The organism is Ruegeria sp. HKCCD7303, from assembly GCF_013111185.1.
Taxonomy (GTDB): Bacteria; Pseudomonadota; Alphaproteobacteria; order Rhodobacterales; family Rhodobacteraceae; genus Ruegeria.
In genome coordinates this window covers 318,439-342,807 of the sequence record NZ_WVRE01000001.1, presented here as the reverse complement: position 1 = coordinate 342,807, position 24,369 = coordinate 318,439, and the positions used below count along the sequence as shown (strand labels likewise).

Below are 24,369 nucleotides of genomic sequence, written 5' to 3'. Positions count from 1 at the left end.
TGCTCCTCTCTACAATCTCCCAATCACCAGCCTCATTATTAGACAACCAGCTTTTAGGACGGAACTAGCACTACTTTGTATATCAAGGCACAGTCAGCCTCTACGCAGTGCAGCTCACTATTCACGACTATTCCCCCACTATTAGCAATCGTCGGTTTCTGCTCTCCGGAGCAGCTCAATAGCTTTCCTGGCCTAGACCTGTGCTTACGCTCTCTATGTGGTTCTCTCTCAGGAGCGCTGAGCTCTGGCCTGAGTTACGTCCGTGTTTAGTTGTGTGTCTGGTGTCGTCTGGCCAGTGCTTCGTCGCTGTGAGAGCTTTTCTAGCCTTGGTTCGGATATGTGTTCTCCGAGATCCGTTGTTTTTATGGGTTTGTATGGTTCAAAGGTTTACATATCTTGGGAAAAATCCTGATTTCGGCCCGGATCTGTCAACTTAATGTAAACTTAGTGTAAACCTTTTGGCCCGAAATCGGCTGTTTTGAGAGGTATAAGGTTTACATTCCGTCGATCCCGGCCGGCGCGATGTAAACCTTTGTCAACCTTATGCAACCTTTTGACGTTGTCGCGGGATCCGACGAGGCGGGACGGACCAGCCATTACTAACCGCGGGCTGATGCTGACTACTTCATAGCTCTGCGAGCCACGCAGAGGTGACGTAGAAGCTGCACCCGCCGCAACGTAGGCTCAGGATCGCTTCCGTTGCTTATGTCACGGAGGAACCGCAACCAGGCGCGCTCATTCAATGTCAGGACGTCTTTCTGGTCACACATGGCTCCTACCTCCCGAAGATAGTCTTGATCGCCGTCGCTGACCGACTGGTCAGCCGAGGATCTGTGTTGTTAGAGGCCTTGCGAATTGCTTTCAGCCAGCCAAGTTCATTCGACGTGACGGGTTCTCCGAACACCTCGACAACTGCCTCGGCTGCGGTCAGGCCGATCGACTGCTCAATTGCGAGGCGCATAAGGTAGGCGGCGTCGCATTCCAAAGCTTTCGCCAAAGCCGGGACGCGATCCAATGCCACCTTGGAACTACCCTGCTTGATCATCGTGATCATGTTCGGATTGACGTATCCCACCTGCGCCGCGATCTCGGCTTGGCTCTTGGTAGGTTTCAGTTCGAGCACCCTCCGTTCGACATAAGTCGCCATCCGGGTGTCTCCATACGGTCTATTTGTCATCGCTATCCTCTCAGAAGTGATGCAGCACGCGCTGCATGTCTTTGATATAGCGACGATGAGAATGGGAAATTGCGGAGGGAAAAAATCAATTAACTAAAATGTTTAGCTGATTGGCAACAACTCATTCTAACTGGGTCCATCTATCCGGGCGGAAAAACAGAAGTCTTTTTTACTGTTCCATAGACAAAGCTGGTATCGATCGAGGCTATCCCACCGATCGGATGAATTCGGTGGCGAATAAATTCCTCGTAGGCCTCGAGATCCGATACCAAAACCCGCAACTGGTAGTCCATTGCCCCGGTCAGCACGTGGCATTCAAGAACTTCATCGATCATCCGAACTCGTTTCTCGAAGTTCTGAACGTCCGTTTCGTTGTGTCGCTCCAATCTGATACGCACGAAGACGGTAATGGCCATCCCATACGCGGCAGCGTCAACGTCGGCGCTGTATCCCTTTATCACTCCTTTGGCTTCTAGGTTTTTGACCCGGCGCAAACACGGTGAGGGAGACAAGTTCACCTCATCGGCAAGATCCTGGTTCGTCATGCGCCCGTCACGCTGCAGCGCTCGTATAATCTGCCTGTCCTTAGCGTCCATTTCACCCTCATTCTTAGCAGAATCTGCCAATATAGATGCTCGGTTTGGTATAATTCGCAACCATTGGCCCAAAGTAAAGGCGCAAACTGGCTTCAACATGAATCAGGAGCTTGCAATGACTCGTTCAACCGGATTTGCCACGCGCGCTATTCACCACGCATATGACCCTCTAGAGAATGACGGCGCTCTGACACCACCGCTACATTTGACGTCCACGTTTACCTTTGAAACCGCAGAGGCTGGCGGAGAGATGTTCGCTGGAGAGCGTGAAGGTCATATCTACAGCCGTATTTCAAACCCCACATGCGACCTTCTTGAACAACGTATTGCAGTGCTTGAAGGAGCCGAGGCCGGTCTAGCTCTCTCAAGCGGAATGGGCGCGATTACGGCAGTGCTTTGGACCCTGCTGTCGCCAGGTGATGAAGTCATCGTGGACAAAACGCTCTATGGCTGCACTTTCGCCTTCATGCGTCACGGTTTGGCAAAATGGGGAGTCACGATCACGCACGTCGACATGACAGACCCTGAGAACCTGAAAGCTGCCGTTTCTGACAAAACCCGCGTTGTCTATTTCGAAACTCCGGCCAATCCGAATATGCGCTTGGTGGACATCGCCGCGAGCGCCGAAATTGCGCATTCGGTCGGTGCAACGGTCGTCGTCGATAATACCTACGCTAGCCCGTATTTGACCCGCCCGATCGAGCACGGGGCAGATATCGTTCTGCACTCCGCCACCAAATACCTCGGTGGGCATGGCGATGTGGTTGCCGGTCTGGTTGTCGGGTCCGCCGAACAGATTGCTGAGATCCGCCTTGTTGGGATGAAGGACATGACCGGCGCGGTAATGGCCCCTTTCAACGCGATGCTGATCCTGCGTGGTCTGAAAACACTGAACCTTCGTCTGGATCGTCATTGTGACTCTGCCAGGGTCGTCGCGGACTTCCTCGAAGCGCATCCTGCCGTCGACGAGGTTTATTTCCCCGGTCTTGAGAGCTTCGCACAGCACGATGTAGCGCAGCGACAGATGTCCCAACCGGGCGCTATGATAGCGTTCGAGATCAAATCCGGTCTGTCCGGAGGAATTGAATTCATGAACCGCTTGAACATGATCCAGCGTGCGGTGTCGTTGGGCGACGCGGAAACACTGATCCAACACCCAGCGTCCATGACTCATTCGACGTATACCCCAGAAGAGCGTGCCGAGCATGGGATAAGCGATGGCCTGATCCGTCTGTCTGTCGGGCTAGAGGATGTCGAAGATATCCTTGCAGACCTAGAGCAGGCCTTGCCCTACCCTGCTCGCAGCGCCGCCTAAACCCGGAGACAACCATGCACATTGATCCCACCCAACTAAAGATAGTCGAACAGCGCCTGCTGTGGTTGTCTCATTGGATGATCCACCATGCCAACCATGTCCGACCAAAGGTGGATGGGATCAAGATTGGTGGCCATCAGGCTTCGTCTGCTTCGATGGTGTCGATCATGACCGCGCTCTACTTCTCGGCCTTACGCCCTGAGGACCGGGTTGCAGTCAAACCCCATGCGTCGCCGGTGTTTCATGCGATGCAGTATCTCATGGGTAATCAGACCCGCGAGAAGATGGAGAATTTCCGCGGATTTGGGGGTGTGCAAAGTTATCCCAGCCGGACAAAGGATATTGATGATGTTGATTTCTCGACCGGGTCTGTGGGTTTAGGTGTCGCGATCACCTCGTTTGCCTCGATCATTCAAGACTACATCAAGGCCAAAAGCTGGGGCTCAGACGCGCCAATGGGACGTATGGTAGCCCTGGTGGGCGACGCCGAACTGGATGAAGGCAACGTCTATGAGGCATTACAAGAAGGCTGGAAAAACGACCTGCGAAACACGTGGTGGATCATCGATTACAACCGACAGTCGCTGGACGGTATTGTCCGGGAAGGACTTTTTGAACGGATCGAGAAAATCTTCGATGCTTTCAGCTGGGATGTCGTTCGCGTGAAATATGGTGTCTTGCAACGCGCTGCCTTCGACGAGCCCGGCGGCGACCGACTGCGCGACTGGATTGATGCTTGCCCCAACCAGGATTACTCCGCTTTGACTTTCATGGGTGGTGCGAATTGGCGACAGCGTCTCATGGACGATCTGGGGGATCAGGGGGATGTGACTGCTCTGATCGAACGGCGCACGGATGCAGAGCTCGCAGCACTTATGGAGAACCTCGGTGGCAACTGCGTCGAGACCATGGCCCAAACATTTGCCGAAATCGATCATGATCGTCCAACATGTTTCCTGGCCTACACAGTCAAAGGATGGGGCACCCCCATTGCAGGCCACAAGGACAATCACGGCGGGCTGATGAACAATAGTCAGTTTGCCACGTGGAAGTCGCATATGGGCGTGCCAGAAGGCGAAGAGTGGGAGCCGCTTGCGACGGTGCAAGATCCAGACGCATTCAAAGATTTTCTGGCCAGCATCCCGTTCTTTGCCAAAGGTCCGCGCCGCTGTTTTGATGACAAATTGGATGTGCCGCCAATCGAAATCGACACCAGTCGCGAAATCTCGACCCAGATGGCGTTTGGCAAGATCCTAGACGATCTATCAAAAGGCGACAGCCCATTGGCTGAACGCATAGTGACAACCTCTCCGGATGTGACAGGCACGACAAGCCTTGGTCCTTGGGTGAACCGGCGCAAACTGTTCGCCCGATCCGAGCAAGCCGACGCCTTCATAGAACACCGGATCCCTTCGACGGCGAAATGGGAATTCACGCCGGAGGGGCAGCATATCGAACTTGGTATCGCCGAAATGAACCTCATGTTGCTTCTGGGAGCGGCGGGTCTGTCGCATTCCCTGTTCGGTAAGCGGCTGATCCCAATTGGCACCGTCTATGATCCATTCGTCAGCCGCGGTCTCGATGCGCTGAACTACGCCTGTTATCAGGACGCGCGCTTCATGCTGGTTGGCACACCATCGGGTGTCACACTCGCACCCGAAGGTGGAGCACACCAATCCGTTGGAACACCGCTGATCGGGATGAGCCAAGACGGGCTGGCCGCATTTGAACCCGCCTTTGCCGACGAACTGGCGGTGATCATGGAATGGGCCTTTGATTACATGCAGCGCGACGGCGAAGGGCAACCGGATGAGCGCACATGGCTGCGCGATGAAACCGGAGGCTCCGTCTATATGCGCTTGACCACCAACCCGATTGAACAGCCCGGAAAACGTGTCGACCAAGAGTTCCGCCAAGGTGCCATTGATGGGGCCTATTGGTTACGAAAACCCGGGCCCAATTGCGAAGTTGTAGTCGCCTATCAAGGAGCGGTCGCGCCGGAGGCAATCAAGGCCGCCGGTATGATTGGTGAAGGCCGTCGCGACATAGGTGTATTGGCCGTGACATCTGCAGATCGCCTAAATGCCGGATGGACCGCTGCTCAACGAGCGCGTTCTCGCGGTAACCAAGCGGCACGCTCCCACATCGAAACCCTGATGTCCGACCTTCCGCCACACTGCAAGCTTGTCACCGTTATAGATGGTCATCCTGCAACTCTATCCTGGCTCGGGGCAGTGCTTGGACATCAGACTATTCCAATGGGTGTCGAGCACTTTGGTCAGACCGGAACTATCGGCGATCTCTATCGCCATCACTGCATTGACACAGACGCAATCTTGGAGAAAGTGAATGGCCTGACCCATGGCAGAACTCTTCACCGTGCATAAGTGGGCCGGGTCCGGGCAAAAACGCGGAGAACAAACGAGCACTGAACATAGACCAAGGTAACTAGCGGACCAAGTAGACAGTGCTCTTAGGTTCAATGAACCTGCCGAACCTGAACTTGGCTGGCTTGATTGGCGATAACGCCTGAAAAACAGGGCTCCTTTGACTAAAAATCAATAGCTTGGCCCTCTGCACCGGTCTTCGGGAGGCAGGGGTCGTGAGTTCGAATCTCGCCACTCCGACCAATAAAACAAGGCGCCTGAGGGTGCCTTTTGTTTTTTCAGCAGATCGACCGAAACGAAATCCGCAACGTTTCGTTCGATAGATGAGCTCAGTTTGCTCATTACCGGCAACCACCAACTACCGAATTAGAACGTGATATCATCCAGTCCATTGTTCCCGCTGCGTGCTTTAGGGTGTGCGACGTCACGTCCTTAAGACCGGTCCTCTGGACACCCGCACGAAAGGCCTTGTCGATCTGATGTATCGGCGCGCCCTAATTCATCACCTTTTGCCAACCTTAACCGGAACTGTAGAAGGCTTATTCAGACGCAAAACTTATCATGGCACTGCTTGGGGGGCATAGCTCTGTGCTTGCAAGTACTAAACGATGTTTCAGTGCTCAAATACTGCTCTGCCGAAGGCCTTCTAGTCTTGCATGATTCTTGTTTTCAGCTTCCGTTCGGCCTGTATTGTCATTGAAGGTCGTGTCTCATTTCGCAGCGAAGAGCGTTTCTAAATGACATTTCATGACTGCTTATCGAGCATTCTTCAATCTTCGTATGCGCACGCGGGGCAACAGTTTGCTGAATAGCGCCCAATATTCACGTCTCAAGTCCTGCTGGGCCGAATAACTTCAACTCTGGTTCACCGACCGCCCTTACAAGCGTTCCGAGTGGTCCGCGCGCGGTTTCTTCGTCAACATAGATACGATCTAGATCTGGTAGTTTTGCGCTTGGCCATCTGGTTATCCCGGGTATTGGACCGAGGTGATAAACCGGAAGCCCTCCAGAGGACTGCTTTACCTTCGTAGCTATTTGTGTGGAGTCCGAAGGCAAAAGCGCACAAACGAAATGCTCTTGAGTCGCGAGAGCACGAACCATATCAAGTGACCGACGCCACGCCAATCCGTCCTGCGGTGGAAACAAAACAGCCACATTTGTTATATCTCGACCCTGCGCCAAGATCCTGCCTTGTAGCTGGATCAACCGTTTATCTTCCCATAACCCTGTGCTTCGTTCGGAAAACACTTCGTGGCAACGATCCAGAAAGGCCATACGACAATCAAACGGAATGTCACGCTTCAAACAGATTTTGATGTAACCGTCGTATAGTTGGCGAATATCTTCAACAGCCTTTGAGTAATCTATAGAGGTGGCGTTCGCGTGGCGTCGGAAATAAGAAACCGCACCAGGTACATAGTTTATCCGTCCAATGCCCGCCACAAGTGAGTAGAAGACCCAATCTCCGCACACACGGAACCCGGTCACCTCGGCAACCGCTGTACGCGTGCGGGCGTTATTGCGAAACATTGCTCCGCTGGCGTTCTTAATAATGTTGCGCATCGAAAAACCGTTCGCAAACCACCAGGTCGCCGGAGCTGAAAGTGGGGTCCCGAAATATCCGGGCAAGACAGCATCGACATACGCATTTTCACTGTCCAGTTCGCGGCCGTCTTCGTCGACCATCGTGATATCACCGAATGCAAGCTCGACCGCAGGATCTCGAAATGCGGACACCAGCCGCTCTGCAAAGTCGAGTTCGCAATAATCGTCGCTTTCGCAGATCCAAATAATGTCGCTGTCAGTGCGACTGATTCCTTTGGACCATTGCGTAAAAACTGAATTGGTGTTCACCTCGTTACGAATAATCTGGATCCGCCCAGGATATTGTCGCGCATAAGAAGAAGCCACTTCCATGCTTCCATCAGTCGATGCGTCATCGAGGATTAAAATGGAAATGTCTTTAATGGTTTGAAACAGAACAGATTCGATGCGCTGCGCAAGGAACGCCTCATGGTTGTAGTTCGGAATGATTGCAGTGATCGAGGGATGGGACACGTCGTCGTACTCAAAACCGTTGCTCAAGTACCTGAATGCATGTGCGTAGTGGTCGGATAACGGGTGCGCAATTCAAGTATCTGAGTATTGTCTAAGTTCATTCTCCAATCCAGCTTGTGTACTGGTGCGGTGCAAAGGATTTGCGTTATCTCTGGCGATGCGATTGTAGGCCTTGCCTTAAACGAGAGTTGTAGTGTGTGACACGGTTCCGCAGGCAGCCTGTCGCAGTGCGCCCAAACCTTTTTTGCTGTTTCGTCTGTCCTGACTACGTGCTCGAAAAGATAGTGGAACCAGAAATACGGGAATTGTAATGGGGCTTTTCCAGAATTAAAAGTGGCAGCAAGATCTGCCGCGATCACTGACCATGGCTGGCAAGGCAAGACCATCTTCCCTGTTTCGCGCGAAGGTTCTTCGTGAAGATTTCTGGGCTGCGACCAGAACTCAGTGCACACTTCCAACCATCTGGAAACAAGGCTGCAAGGTGCGACAGAGGCAAGAAACCACGATGAGATCAATCTATCATGCGCAGGTTGGCTGAACGCAAAGAAAGGTTGACGGTCAACATAATCATACAACCAGTCCTCCAATGGTCGTGAAGGGTATAACGATGCATCCACCCATACGCCGCCGAACTGCGCCAATAGGTTAACGCGAAGGAAATCAGACATTGCCTGTCGCGTCGGCACATTTTGCATCACGTGCTTTGAGGCGATCGCCGTGTGCAGACTGTCTTCATCAAAAACAATCATTTCCCAATCTGGGTTCAACGCCTGCCAACGCCATAAGTTCATCTGCACGAGTGGGGGTGCCGCTGCAGCACCTTGGTCCCAGTATGCATATATCCTTTTTGGCAGCTCGGCTCTAAAGCTCATTAGTCTTTTCGCGCAAACAAAACGTTTCTACGCACCCGCACGCTGTAGCCCAGCCCAGTCAGGACTTTCTCGAACAACGGTCCGGCGCTTTCCCCGTCCCGTTCTGGGCTGATGTCGATCGCCATTTTGCGCGGCAACGCGTGTTCTGTTCCCTCGAAGATTTCTGGCTCGAAGCCCTCAGCTTCAAGCTTTAGGAAATCGGGGCGCTTGATATCCCGCTCTAGCAACAGGGTGTCGAGGCGCGCCGAAGCAATTTCGATACTTTCGACGGTTTCTCCATCATCTACGGCAAGTATCGAATGCTCAACCCCGCTCGAAGATAAGTGCAAGGTTGCTAAGCCGTCATGGTTGGACAAACCAAGCTGCAGAACTTCCACGTTGGCATTGTCGCGAGTATTGAGCCGAATACATGCGGCGTTCGTCGGCGCCGGTTCCACCACAAGAACCCGCTTAGCCAGCGGCGCCACAGCGACAGTGAAGCCGCCAACGAAGCCACCACAATCGATAACTACATCGCCTTTTTCTACTTCCACGAATCCCGGCAAGGTGTACTTTCGCCTTAGCCATTCGACGTAACCGAAACTTATATGCTCGAGGCAGATCAACGGCAGTGGTCGCGGAAACGAGAGCACACGGTTTTCTTGATGCGCTTCGATTACGAATGGGCGAATCCGAAATTGGGTATTAATGTACCCTTCGTTTAGAGAGTAAATTTCTTCAAAAGCGCGCAAAAGGTCAGTCTCGCCAAGGGAGGCTAGATGCTTCCGCAGGCGATTGCCGGTCCTGCGCATTATGTCTGATCCAAGCGGGAAGTAGGAATCCGAAGTTGCAGCTTTCTTTTTAAACACGCAGTGGCCTCCTCATATCGACAATGCAGAACCCAGTCGGGTCAGTATGCTCAGGCTCTCTTGTTAGATTGTGTGCGGAATTTTTGACCAACACACGTCGCCTCAATTCACTTGTTTCAGCAGCCTGTCCAACGGAGCTTTGTATTTTCGCTTTTTTAGTTTTCTAAAATAGAATTTGAACGGAGACTTACGCAACTTCTTCACAATTGGGCCTACATCTTCCAGAACAGACTTCAGTTGCGCTTCTCTTTCGCGAAGCCTCTGCGCAACATCTTCATTTGTCACCACGGCGTTAGACCAGTCTACTTCTGTTGACTTGATGCCCAGGCTCACTTCATTCCAGACCTTTTGCATAAAATCGAGCTTTTGACGCGCGCACGTTGGGTCTATCTCAAGATTCGATAGAACAATGTCCGTGGACAAATGAGTTTGAGGTGAAACATCAAGGGCTTGAAGACCCTCGTAAACGGCTCTTGCCCTTTTGACCAGCACGTCCGATGAAACATAAAGCTTCGATTGTTGTCGCCGAATGAGTTTCCGGTCGATTGTTACGGTCGGTGCTTTCTTGGAGTCGTGCTCTAGCCCCAAATGCTCTCGCGCGATCGCGAGCGGATCCAGTCCAGACAGATAACTCTCATGAGAAATGACAGCGCATCTATTTGGAAACCTTTTTGCCAGATTCAACAGGGCCGAGTTATCCGACAACCATATTTTCAAGGCGAGATCGGGATCTTCCATGAACTTTGAGTATTCTACGTCCCGGCCAGCTGAGCGAGCTACTACCTTAGCTGCCCGGTTGAGTTGCGAGGTCGCAACCAGGTGGGGGGCCCGATAGACGATCAAAAACCGCAAGTCTGGTAAAACTTCGGCCCAATGTTCGACAAATTTACAAACTCGGGGGTCCTTAAAGGTCCAAGCGGTGCCTGCTGACGCGCGTCGGCTTGCATATCCTTGACAAAACGCAACGTCGGCCCCCGACAGCTGAACAGGTTCATGAGCGACCGAATTCCAAGACAGTCCATTTCGCGCCAATACGGCGTCGTGGAACTTCACGACTTCCCAGTCTTCGAAGTAGCCGTGTTTGTTGAATTCGTTGCCATCTATCAGGTCGAGCCCTGCAGGTACACCATTGAAGTGGAAATACTGTGCAATCGAAGACGTGCCACTCCTGTGAGATCCTGAAATCGCAATGCCCTTAGTCACCAGTCGCTCCTGTATTAGTCGATGTCGGGTTACCTATGTCTTGCCCGGATTTGTCGAATCTTGGTGATTCATGAAAGTTGTAGCTTGTTACACATATCCAAATGCTGCGACAGCGCAAATCGACTGGATACGGAGACTGCAGATACATCGTCCTAATAGTGGTTTTTCGACCATGGTTGTTGTTAATACCCTAGCCACATTGGTCACCTCCGAGGATCTCGCGGATTGTGTTGAAACGCGCCTTTCACATGGCGATGTCATTTCGATAGGGTCGGATAGCACCCGACTTTCGCGACTTTGGGCGGGGATTGAAACATTCGACATGATCGTCGCCTTAAGGTGAGCCGCTTGCAAGAAGTCTATCTTGGCACTTGTGGCTACGATCGGGTTGACAATTTTCACCGTTTCACAAGACAAAGTCGCAAAAATCTCATCGAAGCTGAACATATGGTATTCAGTAGCGACGAGTGTCCTGATAGAAAGGTTTTCTAATAGACAGGGACTGCTTATCGGATGCGACGTGGGCTCCTGAAATACTTTATGCGCCTTTGGAGCTTGCCACATTAAGAACAACTTGGTCGAGCAACTAGAGCGCGAACAGAGTCAGCGAAATTCAAGGCTGTGACATGGCTTCCTTAACGGCAATACCGAAACCCCCTTCCAATTCTCCTGTCAGCTCGATTCAAGGCGGAGTGGCACATGGTGACGGGAATCCGTCTACGGTCACTTATATAAATTATTCCTTTTCTACGCTGTCCGGTTCGCAAGCTTGGACAGCAGCTTACAAAGCCGAGTTTCGCGTGGCGCTGGCTGAAATAGAGAAGGTCGCCAACATAAGGTTCGTGGAAACCAGTCGCGCCAATGCTGACTTAGTAGAAGTCATCGCGCCAAGGAGTTTTTTCGACAACGCGAATACCCTTGGCTACCATTTTGTGCCAACTAGCATCTATACCCCCGGCCCCTTTTATGGCGCTTACAACACTGCGTATTGGAAGGCCAATTCTGGCCTTGGTGGCAACGGGGATCCGGGCGGGTTTTTCTTTACCACTCTGATCCACGAATTGGGTCATGCATTGGGGTTGGGCCATCCGCATGACACCGGACTGGGCACAACAGTTATGAGGGGCGTCACCTCAGCGTTCAACTCGTTTGGCACTGGGAATCTCAATCAGGGCGTGTTCACCGTGATGTCGTATAACGATGGCTGGACGTCTCGAAACGGAGTTCTAAATTCCAACGCTACTTTTGGTGGATCCACGGGTTTTGGCGCACTTGATATTGCCGCGTTACAGGCAATGTATGGTGCGAATATGAGCTATAACACGGGTGACAACGTGTATGTTCTGCCCTCAGCCAATGTCGCGGGCACCGGGTACGAGGCGATTTGGGACGCAGGAGGCAACGACACCCTTCAGCATGTTGGCAGCTCGGGTGCGCGTATCGACTTAAGGCCCGCTACGCTGGATTACACTGCAAGTGGTGGCGGTCTCGTCTCTTACGTGAACGGAATAAAGGGCGGTTTTACGATTGCGCATGGCGTTGTCATCGAGAATGCGTCCGGAGGATCAGGCGACGACATTATTATCGGCAACGCCGCTCAGAATATTCTGTGGGGGAACAACGGAAACGACGTTATCAGATCAAAGTCCAATGGGACCAACGACAATACACTCTACGGCGGTCGCGGCAACGACACGCTCTATCTGGCCCGGGGCTCGGGGGCTGACCAAGCGTTTGGGGGCGGAGGGGCTGACCTTGCTGTCGTCTCGGTTAATAGTGGTTCATTTTCCGGTGGAACCGGAGTGGATACCGTCAGGTTCGCCAGCGCAATAAGCAGCTACCTTTTTATCGACAATGGGACGTCATATGAGTTTCTCAACGTCGTTGCGCGTGTTTCCTTTACCGTAGAAACCGATGTTGAACTTATTCAGTTTCTGGGCGGAAAGCAGAAATACACCAAGGACAATATCCAGGCAGCGATGCAACTGACTGAAGATATCGATCTTCAGGGGACAACACTCAAGCATGCGGCTCATGGTATTTACGTGTTGGATGCAGGTGGTTTGAACTTGGGCCTGGTTTACCAAGGACAAGCAGTGGGCAAATCTTCCTTTTCGGGATGGCGGGCGCTGCAGGCCGAAGCTGATGGCAGTGGCTTCCGGGTGCTTTGGCGGAAAACCGATGGCAAATATAGTGAATGGACCGTGGACGCGAACGGTCAGCACGTCAGCGGCAAAGTTGTTTCCAACGTTGTAGATGTCGAGGCGTTCTACAACGTCGATCTGAACGGTGACAACACGATCGGTCACGTGACAACAGCCATCGAGTCAAATGGCGCTTCGACACTCGCCTCTACCACACGTGGTGTCTATGTGATCGATGGCACCATCGATCTGACCCGAAAAGGGGCAGACGCTGGCCCCAACAGCTATCCCGGTTGGCAGGCCCTGCAGGCGGAAGCTGATGGCAGTGGCTTCCGGGTGCTTTGGCGGAAAACCGATGGCAAATATAGTGAATGGACCGTGGACGCGGCCGGACAATTCGTCAGCGGCAAAGTTGTTTCCAACGTTGTAGATGTCGAGGCGTTCTACAACGTCGATCTGAACGGTGACAACACGATCGGTCACGTGACAACAGCCATCGAGTCAAATGGCACGACCCTCGGCTCCTCCACACGTGGTGTCTATGTGATCGACGACACCATCGATCTGACCCGAAATGGGGCAGACGCCGGCCCCAACAGCTATCCCGGTTGGCAGGCCCTGCAGGCCGAAGCTGATGGCAGTGGCTTCCGGGTCCTTTGGCAGAAAACCAACGGGGCCTATAGTGAATGGATCGTGGACGCGGCCGGACAATTCGTCAGCGGCAAAGTTGTTTCCAACGTTGTAGATGTCGAGGCGTTCTACAACATCGATCTGAACGGTGACAACACGATCGGTCACGTGACAACAGCCATCGAGTCAAATGGCGCGACGACACTCGCCTCCTCCACCCGTGGTGTCTATGTGATCGATGGCACCATCGATCTGACCCGAAATGGGGCAGACGCCGGCCCCAACAGCTATCCCGGATGGCAGGCCCTGCAGGCCGAAGCTGATGGCAGTGGCTTCCGGGTGCTTTGGCAGAAAACCGATGGCACTTATAGTGAATGGACCGTGGACGCGGCCGGACAATTCGTCAGCGGCAGAGTTGTTTCCAACGTCGCGAATGTCGAAGCCTTTTACGGTGCCGACATTGATGGCAGCGGTAGCATCGGCAATGCCCTGCCGAGGCTGGCAGCGCCCGAACAAAGACTGGGTTCCACCGACGAAACATTGGATTTGTCCGATTGGGACGAGACCGCCGATCTTCTGAAGTTTGCACCAGAATTGAGCGTTGATGAAGACGTTGAAGACTCTTACTTGCTGGTCGAAATGCACAATACCCGAGATCCTGAGCTTCGCGATTTTCAGGGCCAAGTCGAGTTGACATGGTTTAATCTTCCCAAGACCGAAGAGGAGGAAGATTTCAACCCGCTGCTTGCAACCCTGTTGGAAGAGGACAGCTTCCTTCTGTAATTGGCCGCTGTACTTGAAATTGCTCAGTCACTAAATGCTCAGCAATTTCTTCCCGTTTGTTTGGTTCTTCAGGAGGCACGAGATCCTAGGTCTGCGTGAAGTCTCTGCCTAAGTCGTCGGCGCAATTCCGAACACTGCCAACCCCACGACCGAGTTTTTGCTTTCCATTAAATATAGCAAACAGCAGCAGCAACTTGAGCGGCGAAAAAAACGCCGGAACCAAGGCCTGCAGCCAAAAATTGCCTATTTTTGAACATGGGATGTGGCGAAACCAGACCACATGTGACATAGCTTCTGAGACGAAAAGACCGCATAAAGAGAAGAAATTAGTAACGATGGAAATAGTCGCGCTTTCCATTCCGGACGTGAAGTTGATTACCCCGAGACGTTTTGGCGATCATCGCGGGTTCTTCGAAGAAACCTATAATGCAGACAGCTTTGCCGCTGCCGGGATTACCACCCAGTTTGTTCAGGACAATCACTCGCTCTCAAGCGCGGTGAACACGGTGCGTGGGTTGCATTTTCAGGCCCCCCCCCGTGCACAGGCGAAACTGGTGCGTTGCGGGCGCGGCAAACTTTTCGATGTGGCGGTGGACATTCGCAAAGGGTCACCAACGTTTGGCCAGTGGGTCGGAGAAGAGTTGAGCTTTGAAAATGGGCGGATGCTGTTGGTCCCCGCAGGTTTTGCACATGGCTTCGTGACCTTGGAGCCGGATACCGAGATCGTCTACAAGTGTTCAGACACCTATGCACCGGAGACAGAAGGTTCTGTCCTTTGGGATGATCCTGAAATCGGAATTGGCTGGCCCAGCAGTAACTCAGCCCCCCAGCTTTCCGAGAAAGACAAGGTTGCGCCTCGTCTTTGTGAATTGGATTCCCCTTTTGTATTTGAGGCTGCTCAATGAAAATTCTTGTCACTGGTGGGGCTGGGTTTATTGGCTCTGCTGTTATTCGACGCGCAATTGCAGACGGACATTCCGTCGTAAATGTTGATGCGCTGACCTATGCTGCCTGCCTGGATAATGTTGCTTCGGTCGCCCAATCACTGACTTATGCTTTTGAACATGCAGATATCCGCGATGCCGCGGCGATGTCCGCTATTCTGGACAAGCACCAGCCCGATACAATCATGCATCTCGCTGCAGAAAGCCATGTGGATCGCTCAATTGATGGGCCAGCTGCCTTTATCGACACGAATATTACCGGCACTTACGTCTTGCTGGAAGCTGCCCGCGCCTATTGGCAAAACGCAGGCCGCCCGGAAAGTTTCAGGTTTCACCATATTTCAACGGATGAGGTCTTTGGGTCTCTGGGCGCGACCGGCTTTTTCACCGAAGACAGCCCATATCAACCAAATTCGCCCTACTCCGCGTCAAAAGCGGGGTCGGATCACCTTGTACGCGCCTGGCGGGAAACCTATGGCCTGCCTGTTGTTTTGACGAATTGCTCTAACAATTACGGGCCCTACCAATTCCCGGAAAAGCTGATCCCCGTGGTGATCCTGAACGCCCTGTCCGGGCAGCCGATCCCGATTTATGGAAAAGGTGACAACATTCGCGACTGGCTGCATGTTGAGGATCATGCCGAAGCGCTGTTGTTGGTGCTGGAAAAAGGCAAACTTGGCCGCAGCTACAATATTGGTGGCGAGAATGAGATGACCAATCTCGACCTCGTCAGGATGCTGTGCAAAATACTGGATCGGCTGAAACCGGGCTCTGCGCCCTACAGCGATCTGATCACGTTTGTTACGGATCGTCCGGGTCACGATCGCCGTTATGCCATCGACCCAGCCCGTATCCGCGAGGAACTGAACTGGCGTCCGTCATACACCCCTGAAACCGGGCTTGAGCAAACCGTGCAGTGGTATCTTGACAACACAGACTGGCTGAACGCTTTGCAAGCACGCAGCGGTGTAGGAGAACGCTTGGGGACTGGCAAATGAAGGCGCTGATATTCGGCCATAGTGGCCAAGTGGCAACCGAACTGCGCCGCCGCGCGAATGGCCATGGTATAGAGGTTGAAGCGCTGGATCGCACCGAAGCGGACTTGTCGAACCCTTCGCAATGTGCGGACGCTATCCAAGGCACTGATGCCGACGTCATTATCAATGCGGCGGCATACACAGCAGTGGATAAGGCCGAAGAAGACCTCGATCTTGCGCAACTTATTAACGCAGACTCGCCCGGAGCAATGGCGCGCGCAGCCACGGCACGGAGCCTGCCCTTTCTGCATATCTCAACGGATTACGTATTCGACGGATCGGGCACAACCCCTTGGACACCCGATCACTCGACAGCACCTTTAGGCGCTTACGGCAAAACCAAGTTGGACGGAGAACGCCAGATCGCTCAAGCGGGAGGATGGCACGCCATTCTGCGAACCAGTTGGGTGTTTTCGGCCCATGGGAATAATTTTGTCAAAACCATTCTCAGACTTGCCGAAACCCGCGACAGATTGACAATTGTTGCCGACCAGATCGGCGGACCAACACCCGCAGCTGACATTGCCGATGCTCTTCTTATTATGGCGAAAAGCAAAGCAGGCACTGAAGGCGGGCTATTTCATTTTTCCGGCACTCCGGATACCAGCTGGGCGGACTTCGCACGCGAAATCACTGTGCAGTCCGGCCTGACAACTCAGATCGATGACATCCCTTCGACGGACTACCCTACCCCGGCCCCAAGACCACTGAATTCGCGCCTGAACTGCGATCGCCTGAACACCGTGTTTGGAATTCCCAGACCGGACTGGAAAACTGGTCTGAGTGACGTTTTGCGCGAGTTGAATTCAGCAACTGGCTGACCCCTGAAAGGACAGAGCATGCAACGTAAAGGCATTATTCTTGCCGGAGGGTCCGGCACCCGGCTTTATCCGATCACCATGGCGGTTTCCAAACAGTTGCTGCCGATCTATGACAAGCCGATGATCTTCTATCCGCTGAGCGTTCTGATGTTGGCGCAAATCCGCGAGATTGCCATCATCACAACACCTCAGGATCAGGAACAGTTCCAACGTATGTTGGGAGATGGCAGTCAGTACGGGCTGTCGATCACGTGGATTGTCCAGCCTTCCCCTGACGGTCTGGCACAAGCATATACCCTGGCCGAGGACTTTCTGGCTGGCGCCCCATCCGCCCTGATTTTGGGGGACAATATTTTCTTTGGTCACGGACTGCCAAGGTTGCTGTTGGAAGCGGATGCCCAGAAGCGGGGAGGGACTGTTTTTGCCTATCGTGTGGCCGATCCCGAACGCTATGGAGTGGTGGATTTTGAAGGCACCAAGGCACGCGCGATCATCGAGAAACCCGAAGTTCCCCCATCGAGCTATGCGGTGACAGGGCTTTATTTTCTTGATGGAGATGCTCCGGCCCGCGCTCATGAAGTTCAGCCGTCAGAGCGTGGCGAACTGGAAATCACATCGCTTCTCGAGATGTACCTACAGGAAGGACTACTGGATGTGCAGACCATGGGGCGCGGATTTGCATGGTTGGATACGGGCACGCATGGCTCCCTTTTGGATGCAGGCAACTTTGTTCGGACCATCGAAGCACGTCAGGGTATGCAAACCGGGAGCCTCGACGAAATCGCCTGGGCGAATGGCTGGATCGACAATGCAGCCCTTGAAGAACGCGCGCGTCTTTTCGCCAAATCCACTTATGGGGCCTATCTGAAGAAGTTGCTCGACTAGAACGGAAATCCCGACGCGCTGTAGGCGAGCGCATTGCCGGGCGTGTGTTCAGGCCTAAGAAGGTTCAAAGGGAACCGGATGAACGTTACGGCTTTGCCAGACGCCCCGCAAAAAAGAGCACTGCTTTGAACGTTTTCTTGCTGAAAACAAAACGACCGGGGACAGCATTTGCAAAAGAGCGGAGGCAAGCGCTCGGGTGAAGGCAAAGGGAACCTTGTGTTTTCTGGCCACGTACACTCTGGACTGTCCCATAAACAAACCCTTTATCCCGGCGACCGCTGCGCTGCTGGGCGAAGACGTGCCCTGAACATGCGTCACTTGCGCGTCATGAATGTAATACAAGGGCCCACAATCCGCCTTGAGTCGAAGGCTTAGGTCGTCGTCTTCGTGGTATAGGAAGATTTCCGGATCAAACCCGCCGATCGCTTCAAAAGCAGAACGGCGAACCAATAAAGCTGCGCCAAGAAGAACGGGAAGTTCCAGATCACCTTCAGCTGTTTTGGAGCGTAGCGCTTCACTGCGCGGAGTGATGACGCTGGAACGGCGGAAACTTGGCTTGCCGGATTTACTCAAAATCCTCGGGTTAAAGGCCGACGCTGATGGATAACGATCCGCTCCTGCCTGCATCGCCTCCAGTGCACCGGGCAACAGTTGCGAATCCGGGTTCAAAAACAAAAGCAGATCGGTCTGTGCGTGTTCAGCACCCAGATTACAGGCAGTGCCAAATCCGGTGTTTTTCTCATTCTTCAGCAAAACAGCCCCGTGCGACTGTGCCAGGTGCTGAACTGCGTCAACATCATCTGACGCGTTGTCCACCAAGATCGTGCGTACGCCATCTGGGATGGAGCTTAGCATTTCGGGCAAAACACCGCTGCTGTTAAAACAAACACTTATGATCGTAATTTGTGACAAACGCGCCTGCTGCCTTATTCTGAAAAGGTGTCCGGTTCGTGATCTTAAACACCACTCTGGTCAACCCCATTTCTGTCCTGCCACCTTTTTAACCGCTATTTTCAGAACCCAAAACGGTCTTGAGCGAAGTCGAGCCGTATTTCTACAACCGTTGTTTAAGAAATATTGCTGGCGTCGCGCTGTCATGATGAAACTGTTGGCGATATTGCGCGCAGTTGGCCACAAGGACCTTGGAATGCTGCAGTGCAGACATTGTTGTTCCTGAATATCTGTGCGAAGGTGTAGGAGGTTCTTCAAGGACGATTTGGATGGCCGACTGGAGGCGGACACTTACTTTCAGAGTCTGGGATTGCCGAATGAACCCAAAAGATATAGCAGCCACATTCAAATTGATATTAGCGTCACGGAAGTATTGTTGTGAGCGGAAAACACACCTACGAAAACGATCTCTACTTGATGATTCCACCCGTTCAGCGACTCGATAAAGACACGAAGGAGCCGTGGATAAACATGAAAGCGGATCTTCCCCTTTCTGAAGATATCGACCTGCATTCTACAATCGTCGAAGCGGCCTCTAGAGCGGTAATTAGATCACGACCTTTGACCAAAAAGAAATCGCCTTCACGGCGTTTGGACTGGATGAATTAATGGCCACGAAAACCTTCGATCGTGAATTCGAAAACATCCGAACGATTGCTTTTTACTTACCGCAATTTCATCCAATTCCGGAGAACGACCAATGGTGGGGCAAAGGCTTCACCGAGTGGACGAACGTAACGAAGGCGAAACCAGTTTTTACCGGGCACTACCAACCGCATTTCCCAAGCGATCTGGGCTACTATGATCTGCGGGTACGTGAAACGCGTCATGAGCAAATCGCACTGGCCAAAGCCAGCGGGATTGATGGTTTCTGCTATCACTACTATTGGTTCTCGGGTAAACGCCTTCTTGAACGTCCTGTCGACGACATGCTGGCGGATCCCGAAAGCGATATGCCGTTCTGCCTGTGCTGGGCAAATGAAAACTGGACCCGACGTTGGGACGGATACGAGAACGAGATTCTCATCGCGCAGGAATACCAACCTGAGGATGACCTGAAGTTCATCAAATCGATCGAACCCTACTTTCGTGATCCACGCTACATCACTGTAGACGGCGCTCCGATCCTGATCGTTTATTGCCCTCAGCACCTGAATAATGCGCGTAAGTCCGTGCAGGTTTGGCGTGAATACTGCGCGTCTGTGGGAATTCCTAAGATTCATCTGACATGTGCGCTTACTCACCGAAATTGGGACTATGCCTCTTTCGGGTTTGATTCCGGCGTAGAGTTCCCGCCGCATGGCATCACCGTGCCAAACTTTTCAGTAGAGGTGGATTTGCACGATGATTTCCAAGGGCTCTGCGTCGACTTCTCGGCAATTGCAGAACAATACCTTGGTCACAAGTATGGGCCGGAAAACAATGTTTATCGCTCGGTTTTCCCGTCCTGGGACAATACAGCCAGACGTAAGGAAAAAGCGATGGTTGTGATGAACGGGACCCCGGAAAACTATGAATACTGGCTGTCGCGCGCTGTGCGCCAAACGGCTCAGGACTTTCCCGATCAGGAACGTTTGGTTTTTGTAAACGCGTGGAACGAGTGGGCAGAAGGCTGTCATCTGGAGCCCGATCGTGAATATGGGCATGCGTTTTTGGAGGCTACTCAGGCCGCGCTTCGTGGGTCAAACATGACGTGTTGGACCCATGTGGGCATACCTGAAAAATCACGCCGCAACAAATCCACCAAGGGATCCGCAAAACGTCTTCCATATGGTGCGAATAAATCATTGCCCAAACGGGCATTTCGTCTTTTGCGTGACACGGTCAGCGGTCGGTTGCTCAAAGAGTGGTTGGCGGAGGTCCGTACAAAATAACAAACACAGGAGATGAGTTATAAGAATTCAACAACTGTGCACATGTTGTTGAGAAAGCCTGGATCGGATCAATCCGAAAACTTATGGCGCTCTCATTCACAGACGGCTCAAGGCGCTTCAGTACGAGAATAACCATGCCTATCAAAGATACCCTGCTTTTCTATCTGCTGTCGGCAGCATCAAAACTCAGCCCTCCGCTTTCATCACGTACAGCGCGGCGGTTTCGAAATTCGGCGAAGAAAAGAGACCCAAGACGAACAGATAAACCCAATCAGCAGTGGGGCCGACAGGGGTTTGAAGGTATTGGTCGGGCCGATGAGTTTGTTCCATTCGATCCTCAGCCCAAGCCTGAACTAGCGGTGCGGGCAATCGCGCACTATTTGCCTCAGTTTCATCCATTCAAGGAAAATGACGAATGGTGGGGTAAAGGTTTCACGGAATGGACCAATGTCGGCAAGGCGGTCCCGAACTTCCCGGGCCACTACCAGCCACATTGCCCTATTCATTTGGGCTATTACGACTTGCGAGTGCCAGAGATCATGGTCGAGCAAGCCCGGATAGCAAAAGCATACGGTATCAGCGGCTTTTCCTACTACTATTATTGGTTTGCCGGGAAGACCCTGATGGAAGACCCGTTAGAGCAAATGTTGGGCAACCCTGACGTTGACATGCCCTTCTGCCTGACCTGGGCCAACGAGAACTGGACCCGGCGATGGGATGGGCGCGAACATGACGTGCTCATTGGGCAGAACCACTCGATCGAAGATTCAGTGAATCTTCTTCGACATATCCGCAAGTATATCGAAGACCCTCGATATATCAGGATAGACGGAAAGCCCGTGTTCATTGTGTATCGTGCAAACATTATTCCAGACATCCGGGAAACAACAAAAGCCTGGCGGCAAGAGGCGCAAAGTTGGGGTGAGCGGGACCTCTACCTCGTCGCGGCGCAGACCTTTGACATCGGAAACCCCGAGGACTTAGGCTTTGATGCGGCTATGGAGTTTCCCCCGCATCAGGTTAAGCGCACCGACATCACAGATAAAATGGGCGTTTACAATCCCGAGTTTACCGGTGCCATTTTAGATTATGACACGGTAGTGGACGCCGAGCTTGCCAAGAGCGAACCAGAGTACAAGCTGTTCCGGTCTTCTACCCTTTCATGGGACAATACAGCTCGTAATCAAGACGCACCGCGCATAATGGGCAGGTTCTCGATTGAAGCCTACAAACGCTGGACAGCACATTTGGGGAACCAAGTTCTGGCGCAAGAGAAATACAGCGCTGATGAAAAGATCGTTTTCATAAACGCTTGGAATGAATGGGCGGAAGGAACGCATCTGGAGCCCGATCAGAGGTATGGGTTTGCGTATCTTCAAGCAACTCATGATGCGCTACCCAAGAAACAGTAATTCTGTTGGTTTCTCTCGAGTGTCCAGAAAGCCCAATTTGTAGCCGCGTATTTCGAAAGTCACAGGCGTTTGGGTTCAAAGGACATGGCGCTCGAGGCATCCAAAGCTTGCAGTTTTTTACTCTCAATTCGCATTCTTTACTTTAAGATACCTGCCCATGGCTCGGACCTTCGGTCAGGGCACATGAAAGTCAAATACGGCATTGACGATCTTGGGGCTGTTCACGCGGCTTCCAGATTGCCCAGCAAAATAGACGTCATATCCACATCAATTACCCCATCTACCGCAGTGACGTTTGTACCCGTGTCGTAGGTGACGTTGTCTTTGGTGATGCCGGACAAATCTGAGTTTTCATCCAAAAATACCCATTGCAGATCGGGTGCTGAAGGTTGCCCAACAACCACCTGAAGGATTTCAAGCGCATCCAGAGCGTTCACCGTACCGTTTTGGTTAACATCGGCTGCAATCAGATCCTCAGCTGTTGCTGGCCCCCATGTCGGATCCAGACCCACGGCGATACGCAGGACCTGCAAGGCGTCCAAGGCATCGATTTCGTTGCTGGCCGTGGAATAGTATTTGATCACGTCCAAGGAGCCAGAGTAGGTGCCATCTGGTAACTCCAGATCGAAATTCCCCTGTGCGTCAGCCGTTGTTGAGACAGTGCCACCTCCGTCAGGGGTAAATCTGATCTCTGCATCGGTCAGGCCAGGATTTGCCGTTTCGCTGTCTATTGTGACCAGTCCGGCTAGACCGTCAGAACTGTTTGGGGTCAAACCACCGAAATTTCCGAAGTCCACCGGAATGTGGTCGGGGCCTGCGAATCCAGCACCAAAAATCTCGGCACTTGATAATGGTCCGCCGAAGGCTGACTTCACCTCCACCACTTCGCCCCTATATTCGATCCGAGCACCCTGTGAGGTGCTGGTAAAGTTCAACTGCTGCGGCGAACGCAACAGTAGATAATCGAACATGTCCAGCCGATCCATGCCTGGTTGAAAATCTGAAATTGTGGTCACGCCACTGCCAGATTGCATCACAAAAATGTCTGCCCCGGCACCGCCCGACATGGTTGTCGCCCCTGCGCCTGCGATCAAGATGTCATCCCCACCGCCGCCAATCAGAGTCGTATCCAAAATGCTACCGCTGAGCATGTCATCTGATGCGGTCCCGGTCACAGTGGCAAAGCCCGTCCTTATAGTCCCCAGTTCGTCAACAGGAACTGTGAGAACCGTCACTCCGGCCTCTTGCTGCGATGTAACGAGAATTTGCAGATCTTCCCCTACATGCGCAACGCTGAGCGATTCTACATTTTGCAACCCGCTTGCTAGTGTGTCCGCAAAGCTGTCGAGGTAAACCAACTGGCCCTGAGGCGTCAGATTGAAAAGACTAACGCCGTCGTCGCCACCTCCGGCAACTACAAATACACGCCCGTTCACCTCCGCAACCGCAAGGTCCTGAACTGATTCAAAGCGGGTGTCGAGCGTATCCAGCACATGGTTCGTTGCTTTCAGACTCCCATCCTGATTCACCTGAAGAACGCTCAGTGAGTTGCTGCCCGACCCAGCAACAACCACCCAGGATTTTCCATACGCCTCGACCGTTTCAACGGCCGTTGGTGTCGCAACGCCAAGCGTCCCTAAAGTGGAACCATTGTCTATTTCGGTCAGCAGTCCGGTGCTATCGTCAATTTGGTATGTGGCGATCCTGTCGTTCACCGCATCACTAGCAATAAGGAATTGGCCGGACCCTGAGCGCACAGCTTGCATCGAATCTGCCTCACCCGCGATCAGACCGGCAAGGTTGAGCGACCCATCTGAGCTAACATGATACGTCCCGATCTGGCTGGTATCACCATGCGATAACACGACAAGTTCCGATGAACCGAGGGAAAATTGAACAACCGCGCCGATGTTGCCTCCGCCGCTCAACGTGTCTGTTTCCTGAAGCGCTCTGATGGTTCCGTTCGAGTTCAAGTCATATCCAACCAGCCCAGTGGCTGTGTTCACGTCCAACACAAGTTGACTCGTTCCCGAAAAATCCACCGGCGTGCCACTGCGCCCCACCAGAAAGGTGATTGAGCCGCTGTAGTATTCCGTATCGACAAGCTGCGGTATCGCGCCGTCGATTAACCGCCAAACCGCGACCCCTCCACCCGGACCGGTGACAGTGTAGAGATACGTGGTCCCGTTAAACGTTTTTAAAGCCGTATCGCCGATACCTGAATCGAGCGCCGTGCTCCCCGTTGCAACCACGCTTTCGAATTGAAGCCTCATAGCCATCACCTCCTGAGCCACCCCTGGCAATGGCAACAGACTGGCAAAGAACGCAGACCGAAACGAAAGCGGAAATGTGGTGAAAGCGTGAAGTTCGGTTTCAGTTTAACTCAATTTTTTTGGGTCCGATCGCAGCATTTACCGATGGGAAAGACGGAT

General features: G+C 52.7%; 17 protein-coding genes. 9 read left to right on the top strand and 8 right to left on the bottom strand.

The window, feature by feature from the left end; genetic code table 11:
- Positions 1–775: 775 nt before the first annotated feature.
- Both GS630_RS01425 and GS630_RS01420 read right to left on the bottom strand, forming a co-directional pair.
- Positions 776–1,177: a helix-turn-helix domain-containing protein gene (locus GS630_RS01425; protein ID WP_171711823.1), complete on the bottom strand. Its 402-nt coding sequence runs from the start codon at positions 1,175–1,177 to the stop codon at positions 776–778.
- A gap of 140 nt (positions 1,178–1,317) precedes the next feature.
- Positions 1,318–1,773, bottom strand: a complete 456-nt coding sequence (locus GS630_RS01420; protein WP_171711819.1) for an Lrp/AsnC family transcriptional regulator — start codon at positions 1,771–1,773, stop codon at positions 1,318–1,320.
- Positions 1,774–1,888: 115 nt separating this feature from the next.
- On the opposite strand from GS630_RS01420, the gene GS630_RS01415 reads away from it, so the two are divergent.
- Both GS630_RS01415 and GS630_RS01410 read left to right on the top strand, forming a co-directional pair.
- Positions 1,889–3,088 carry a methionine gamma-lyase gene (locus GS630_RS01415; protein ID WP_171711818.1) on the top strand — a complete coding sequence of 400 codons (1,200 nt, stop codon included), beginning with the start codon at positions 1,889–1,891 and terminating at the stop codon, positions 3,086–3,088.
- Positions 3,089–3,102: 14 nt separating this feature from the next.
- Positions 3,103–5,475, top strand: a complete 2,373-nt coding sequence (locus GS630_RS01410) for a 1-deoxy-D-xylulose-5-phosphate synthase N-terminal domain-containing protein (protein ID WP_171711817.1) — start codon at positions 3,103–3,105, stop codon at positions 5,473–5,475.
- 822 nt (positions 5,476–6,297) lie between these two features.
- On the opposite strand, the gene GS630_RS01405 is transcribed toward GS630_RS01410, so the two are convergent.
- From GS630_RS01405 to GS630_RS01390, 4 genes are all read right to left on the bottom strand, one after another.
- Entirely contained in the window at positions 6,298–7,560 is a 1,263-nt protein-coding gene (locus tag GS630_RS01405) for a glycosyltransferase (RefSeq protein WP_171621009.1), read from the bottom strand.
- Positions 7,557–8,405 (bottom strand): capsular polysaccharide synthesis protein, encoded by an 849-nt coding sequence (locus GS630_RS01400; RefSeq protein ID WP_171621008.1) that lies wholly within the window; start codon positions 8,403–8,405, stop codon positions 7,557–7,559. Before GS630_RS01400 ends, GS630_RS01405 begins: the two co-directional genes overlap by 4 nt.
- Complete coding sequence (locus GS630_RS01395) at positions 8,405–9,253, bottom strand: FkbM family methyltransferase (RefSeq protein WP_171621007.1); 849 nt, start codon at positions 9,251–9,253, stop codon at positions 8,405–8,407. Before GS630_RS01395 ends, GS630_RS01400 begins: the two co-directional genes overlap by 1 nt.
- 102 nt (positions 9,254–9,355) lie before the next feature.
- Positions 9,356–10,456 (bottom strand): hypothetical protein, encoded by a 1,101-nt coding sequence (locus GS630_RS01390; RefSeq protein WP_171621006.1) that lies wholly within the window; start codon positions 10,454–10,456, stop codon positions 9,356–9,358.
- 626 nt (positions 10,457–11,082) lie between these two features.
- On the opposite strand from GS630_RS01390, the gene GS630_RS01385 reads away from it, so the two are divergent.
- The 5 genes from GS630_RS01385 (at position 11,083) to rfbA (ending at position 17,700) form a co-directional block, all read left to right on the top strand.
- Positions 11,083–14,013 carry a M10 family metallopeptidase C-terminal domain-containing protein gene (locus GS630_RS01385; RefSeq protein ID WP_171656689.1) on the top strand — a complete coding sequence of 977 codons (2,931 nt, stop codon included), beginning with the start codon at positions 11,083–11,085 and terminating at the stop codon, positions 14,011–14,013.
- Positions 14,014–14,348: 335 nt separating this feature from the next.
- Entirely contained in the window at positions 14,349–14,918 is a 570-nt protein-coding gene (gene rfbC / locus GS630_RS01380) for a dTDP-4-dehydrorhamnose 3,5-epimerase (RefSeq protein WP_171620906.1), read from the top strand.
- Entirely contained in the window at positions 14,915–15,955 is a 1,041-nt protein-coding gene (gene rfbB / locus GS630_RS01375) for a dTDP-glucose 4,6-dehydratase (protein ID WP_171620895.1), read from the top strand. The genes rfbC and rfbB overlap by 4 nt, the downstream gene beginning before the upstream one ends.
- The gene (gene rfbD / locus GS630_RS01370) at positions 15,952–16,815 is read left to right on the top strand and encodes a dTDP-4-dehydrorhamnose reductase (RefSeq protein ID WP_171620894.1); all 864 of its coding nucleotides are present in this window, start codon (positions 15,952–15,954) and stop codon (positions 16,813–16,815) included. The genes rfbB and rfbD overlap by 4 nt, the downstream gene beginning before the upstream one ends.
- A gap of 18 nt (positions 16,816–16,833) precedes the next feature.
- Complete coding sequence (gene rfbA / locus GS630_RS01365) at positions 16,834–17,700, top strand: glucose-1-phosphate thymidylyltransferase RfbA (RefSeq protein ID WP_171620893.1); 867 nt, start codon at positions 16,834–16,836, stop codon at positions 17,698–17,700.
- Between the two features lie 54 nt (positions 17,701–17,754).
- On the opposite strand, the gene GS630_RS01360 is transcribed toward rfbA, so the two are convergent.
- Positions 17,755–18,612, bottom strand: a complete 858-nt coding sequence (locus tag GS630_RS01360) for a glycosyltransferase family 2 protein (RefSeq protein ID WP_171620892.1) — start codon at positions 18,610–18,612, stop codon at positions 17,755–17,757.
- Positions 18,613–19,259: 647 nt separating this feature from the next.
- Between GS630_RS01360 and GS630_RS01355 the strand changes: the two genes are divergently transcribed.
- Both GS630_RS01355 and GS630_RS01350 read left to right on the top strand, forming a co-directional pair.
- A complete protein-coding gene (locus GS630_RS01355; protein ID WP_171620891.1) occupies positions 19,260–20,525 on the top strand; it encodes a glycoside hydrolase family 99-like domain-containing protein in 1,266 nt (421 codons plus the stop codon).
- An 83-nt stretch (positions 20,526–20,608) separates the two neighbouring features.
- On the top strand, positions 20,609–21,937 hold the full coding sequence (locus GS630_RS01350) for a glycoside hydrolase family 99-like domain-containing protein (protein WP_171620890.1): 1,329 nt from the start codon (positions 20,609–20,611) through the stop codon (positions 21,935–21,937).
- A 221-nt stretch (positions 21,938–22,158) separates the two neighbouring features.
- Here GS630_RS01350 and GS630_RS01345 read toward each other — a convergent pair whose 3' ends face one another.
- Positions 22,159–24,210, bottom strand: a complete 2,052-nt coding sequence (locus GS630_RS01345; protein WP_171620889.1) for a beta-propeller fold lactonase family protein — start codon at positions 24,208–24,210, stop codon at positions 22,159–22,161.
- Positions 24,211–24,369 lie beyond the last annotated feature (159 nt).

What these genes read in the sequence shown, in the direction of transcription:
- GS630_RS01420 (WP_171711819.1), bottom strand. Translation starts at nt 1,773, where the DNA reads ATGGACGCTAAGGACAGGCAGATTATACGAGCGCTGCAGCGTGACGGG.
- rfbB (WP_171620895.1), top strand. Translation starts at nt 14,915, where the DNA reads ATGAAAATTCTTGTCACTGGTGGGGCTGGGTTTATTGGCTCTGCTGTT.
- rfbC (WP_171620906.1), top strand. Translation starts at nt 14,349, where the DNA reads ATGGAAATAGTCGCGCTTTCCATTCCGGACGTGAAGTTGATTACCCCG.
- GS630_RS01350 (WP_171620890.1), top strand. Translation starts at nt 20,609, where the DNA reads ATGGCGCTCTCATTCACAGACGGCTCAAGGCGCTTCAGTACGAGAATA.
- GS630_RS01410 (WP_171711817.1), top strand. Translation starts at nt 3,103, where the DNA reads ATGCACATTGATCCCACCCAACTAAAGATAGTCGAACAGCGCCTGCTG.
- rfbA (WP_171620893.1), top strand. Translation starts at nt 16,834, where the DNA reads ATGCAACGTAAAGGCATTATTCTTGCCGGAGGGTCCGGCACCCGGCTT.
- GS630_RS01415 (WP_171711818.1), top strand. Translation starts at nt 1,889, where the DNA reads ATGACTCGTTCAACCGGATTTGCCACGCGCGCTATTCACCACGCATAT.
- GS630_RS01425 (WP_171711823.1), bottom strand. Translation starts at nt 1,177, where the DNA reads ATGACAAATAGACCGTATGGAGACACCCGGATGGCGACTTATGTCGAA.
- GS630_RS01355 (WP_171620891.1), top strand. Translation starts at nt 19,260, where the DNA reads ATGGCCACGAAAACCTTCGATCGTGAATTCGAAAACATCCGAACGATT.
- rfbD (WP_171620894.1), top strand. Translation starts at nt 15,952, where the DNA reads ATGAAGGCGCTGATATTCGGCCATAGTGGCCAAGTGGCAACCGAACTG.
- GS630_RS01385 (WP_171656689.1), top strand. Translation starts at nt 11,083, where the DNA reads ATGGCTTCCTTAACGGCAATACCGAAACCCCCTTCCAATTCTCCTGTC.
- GS630_RS01345 (WP_171620889.1), bottom strand. Translation starts at nt 24,210, where the DNA reads ATGAGGCTTCAATTCGAAAGCGTGGTTGCAACGGGGAGCACGGCGCTC.
- GS630_RS01400 (WP_171621008.1), bottom strand. Translation starts at nt 8,405, where the DNA reads ATGAGCTTTAGAGCCGAGCTGCCAAAAAGGATATATGCATACTGGGAC.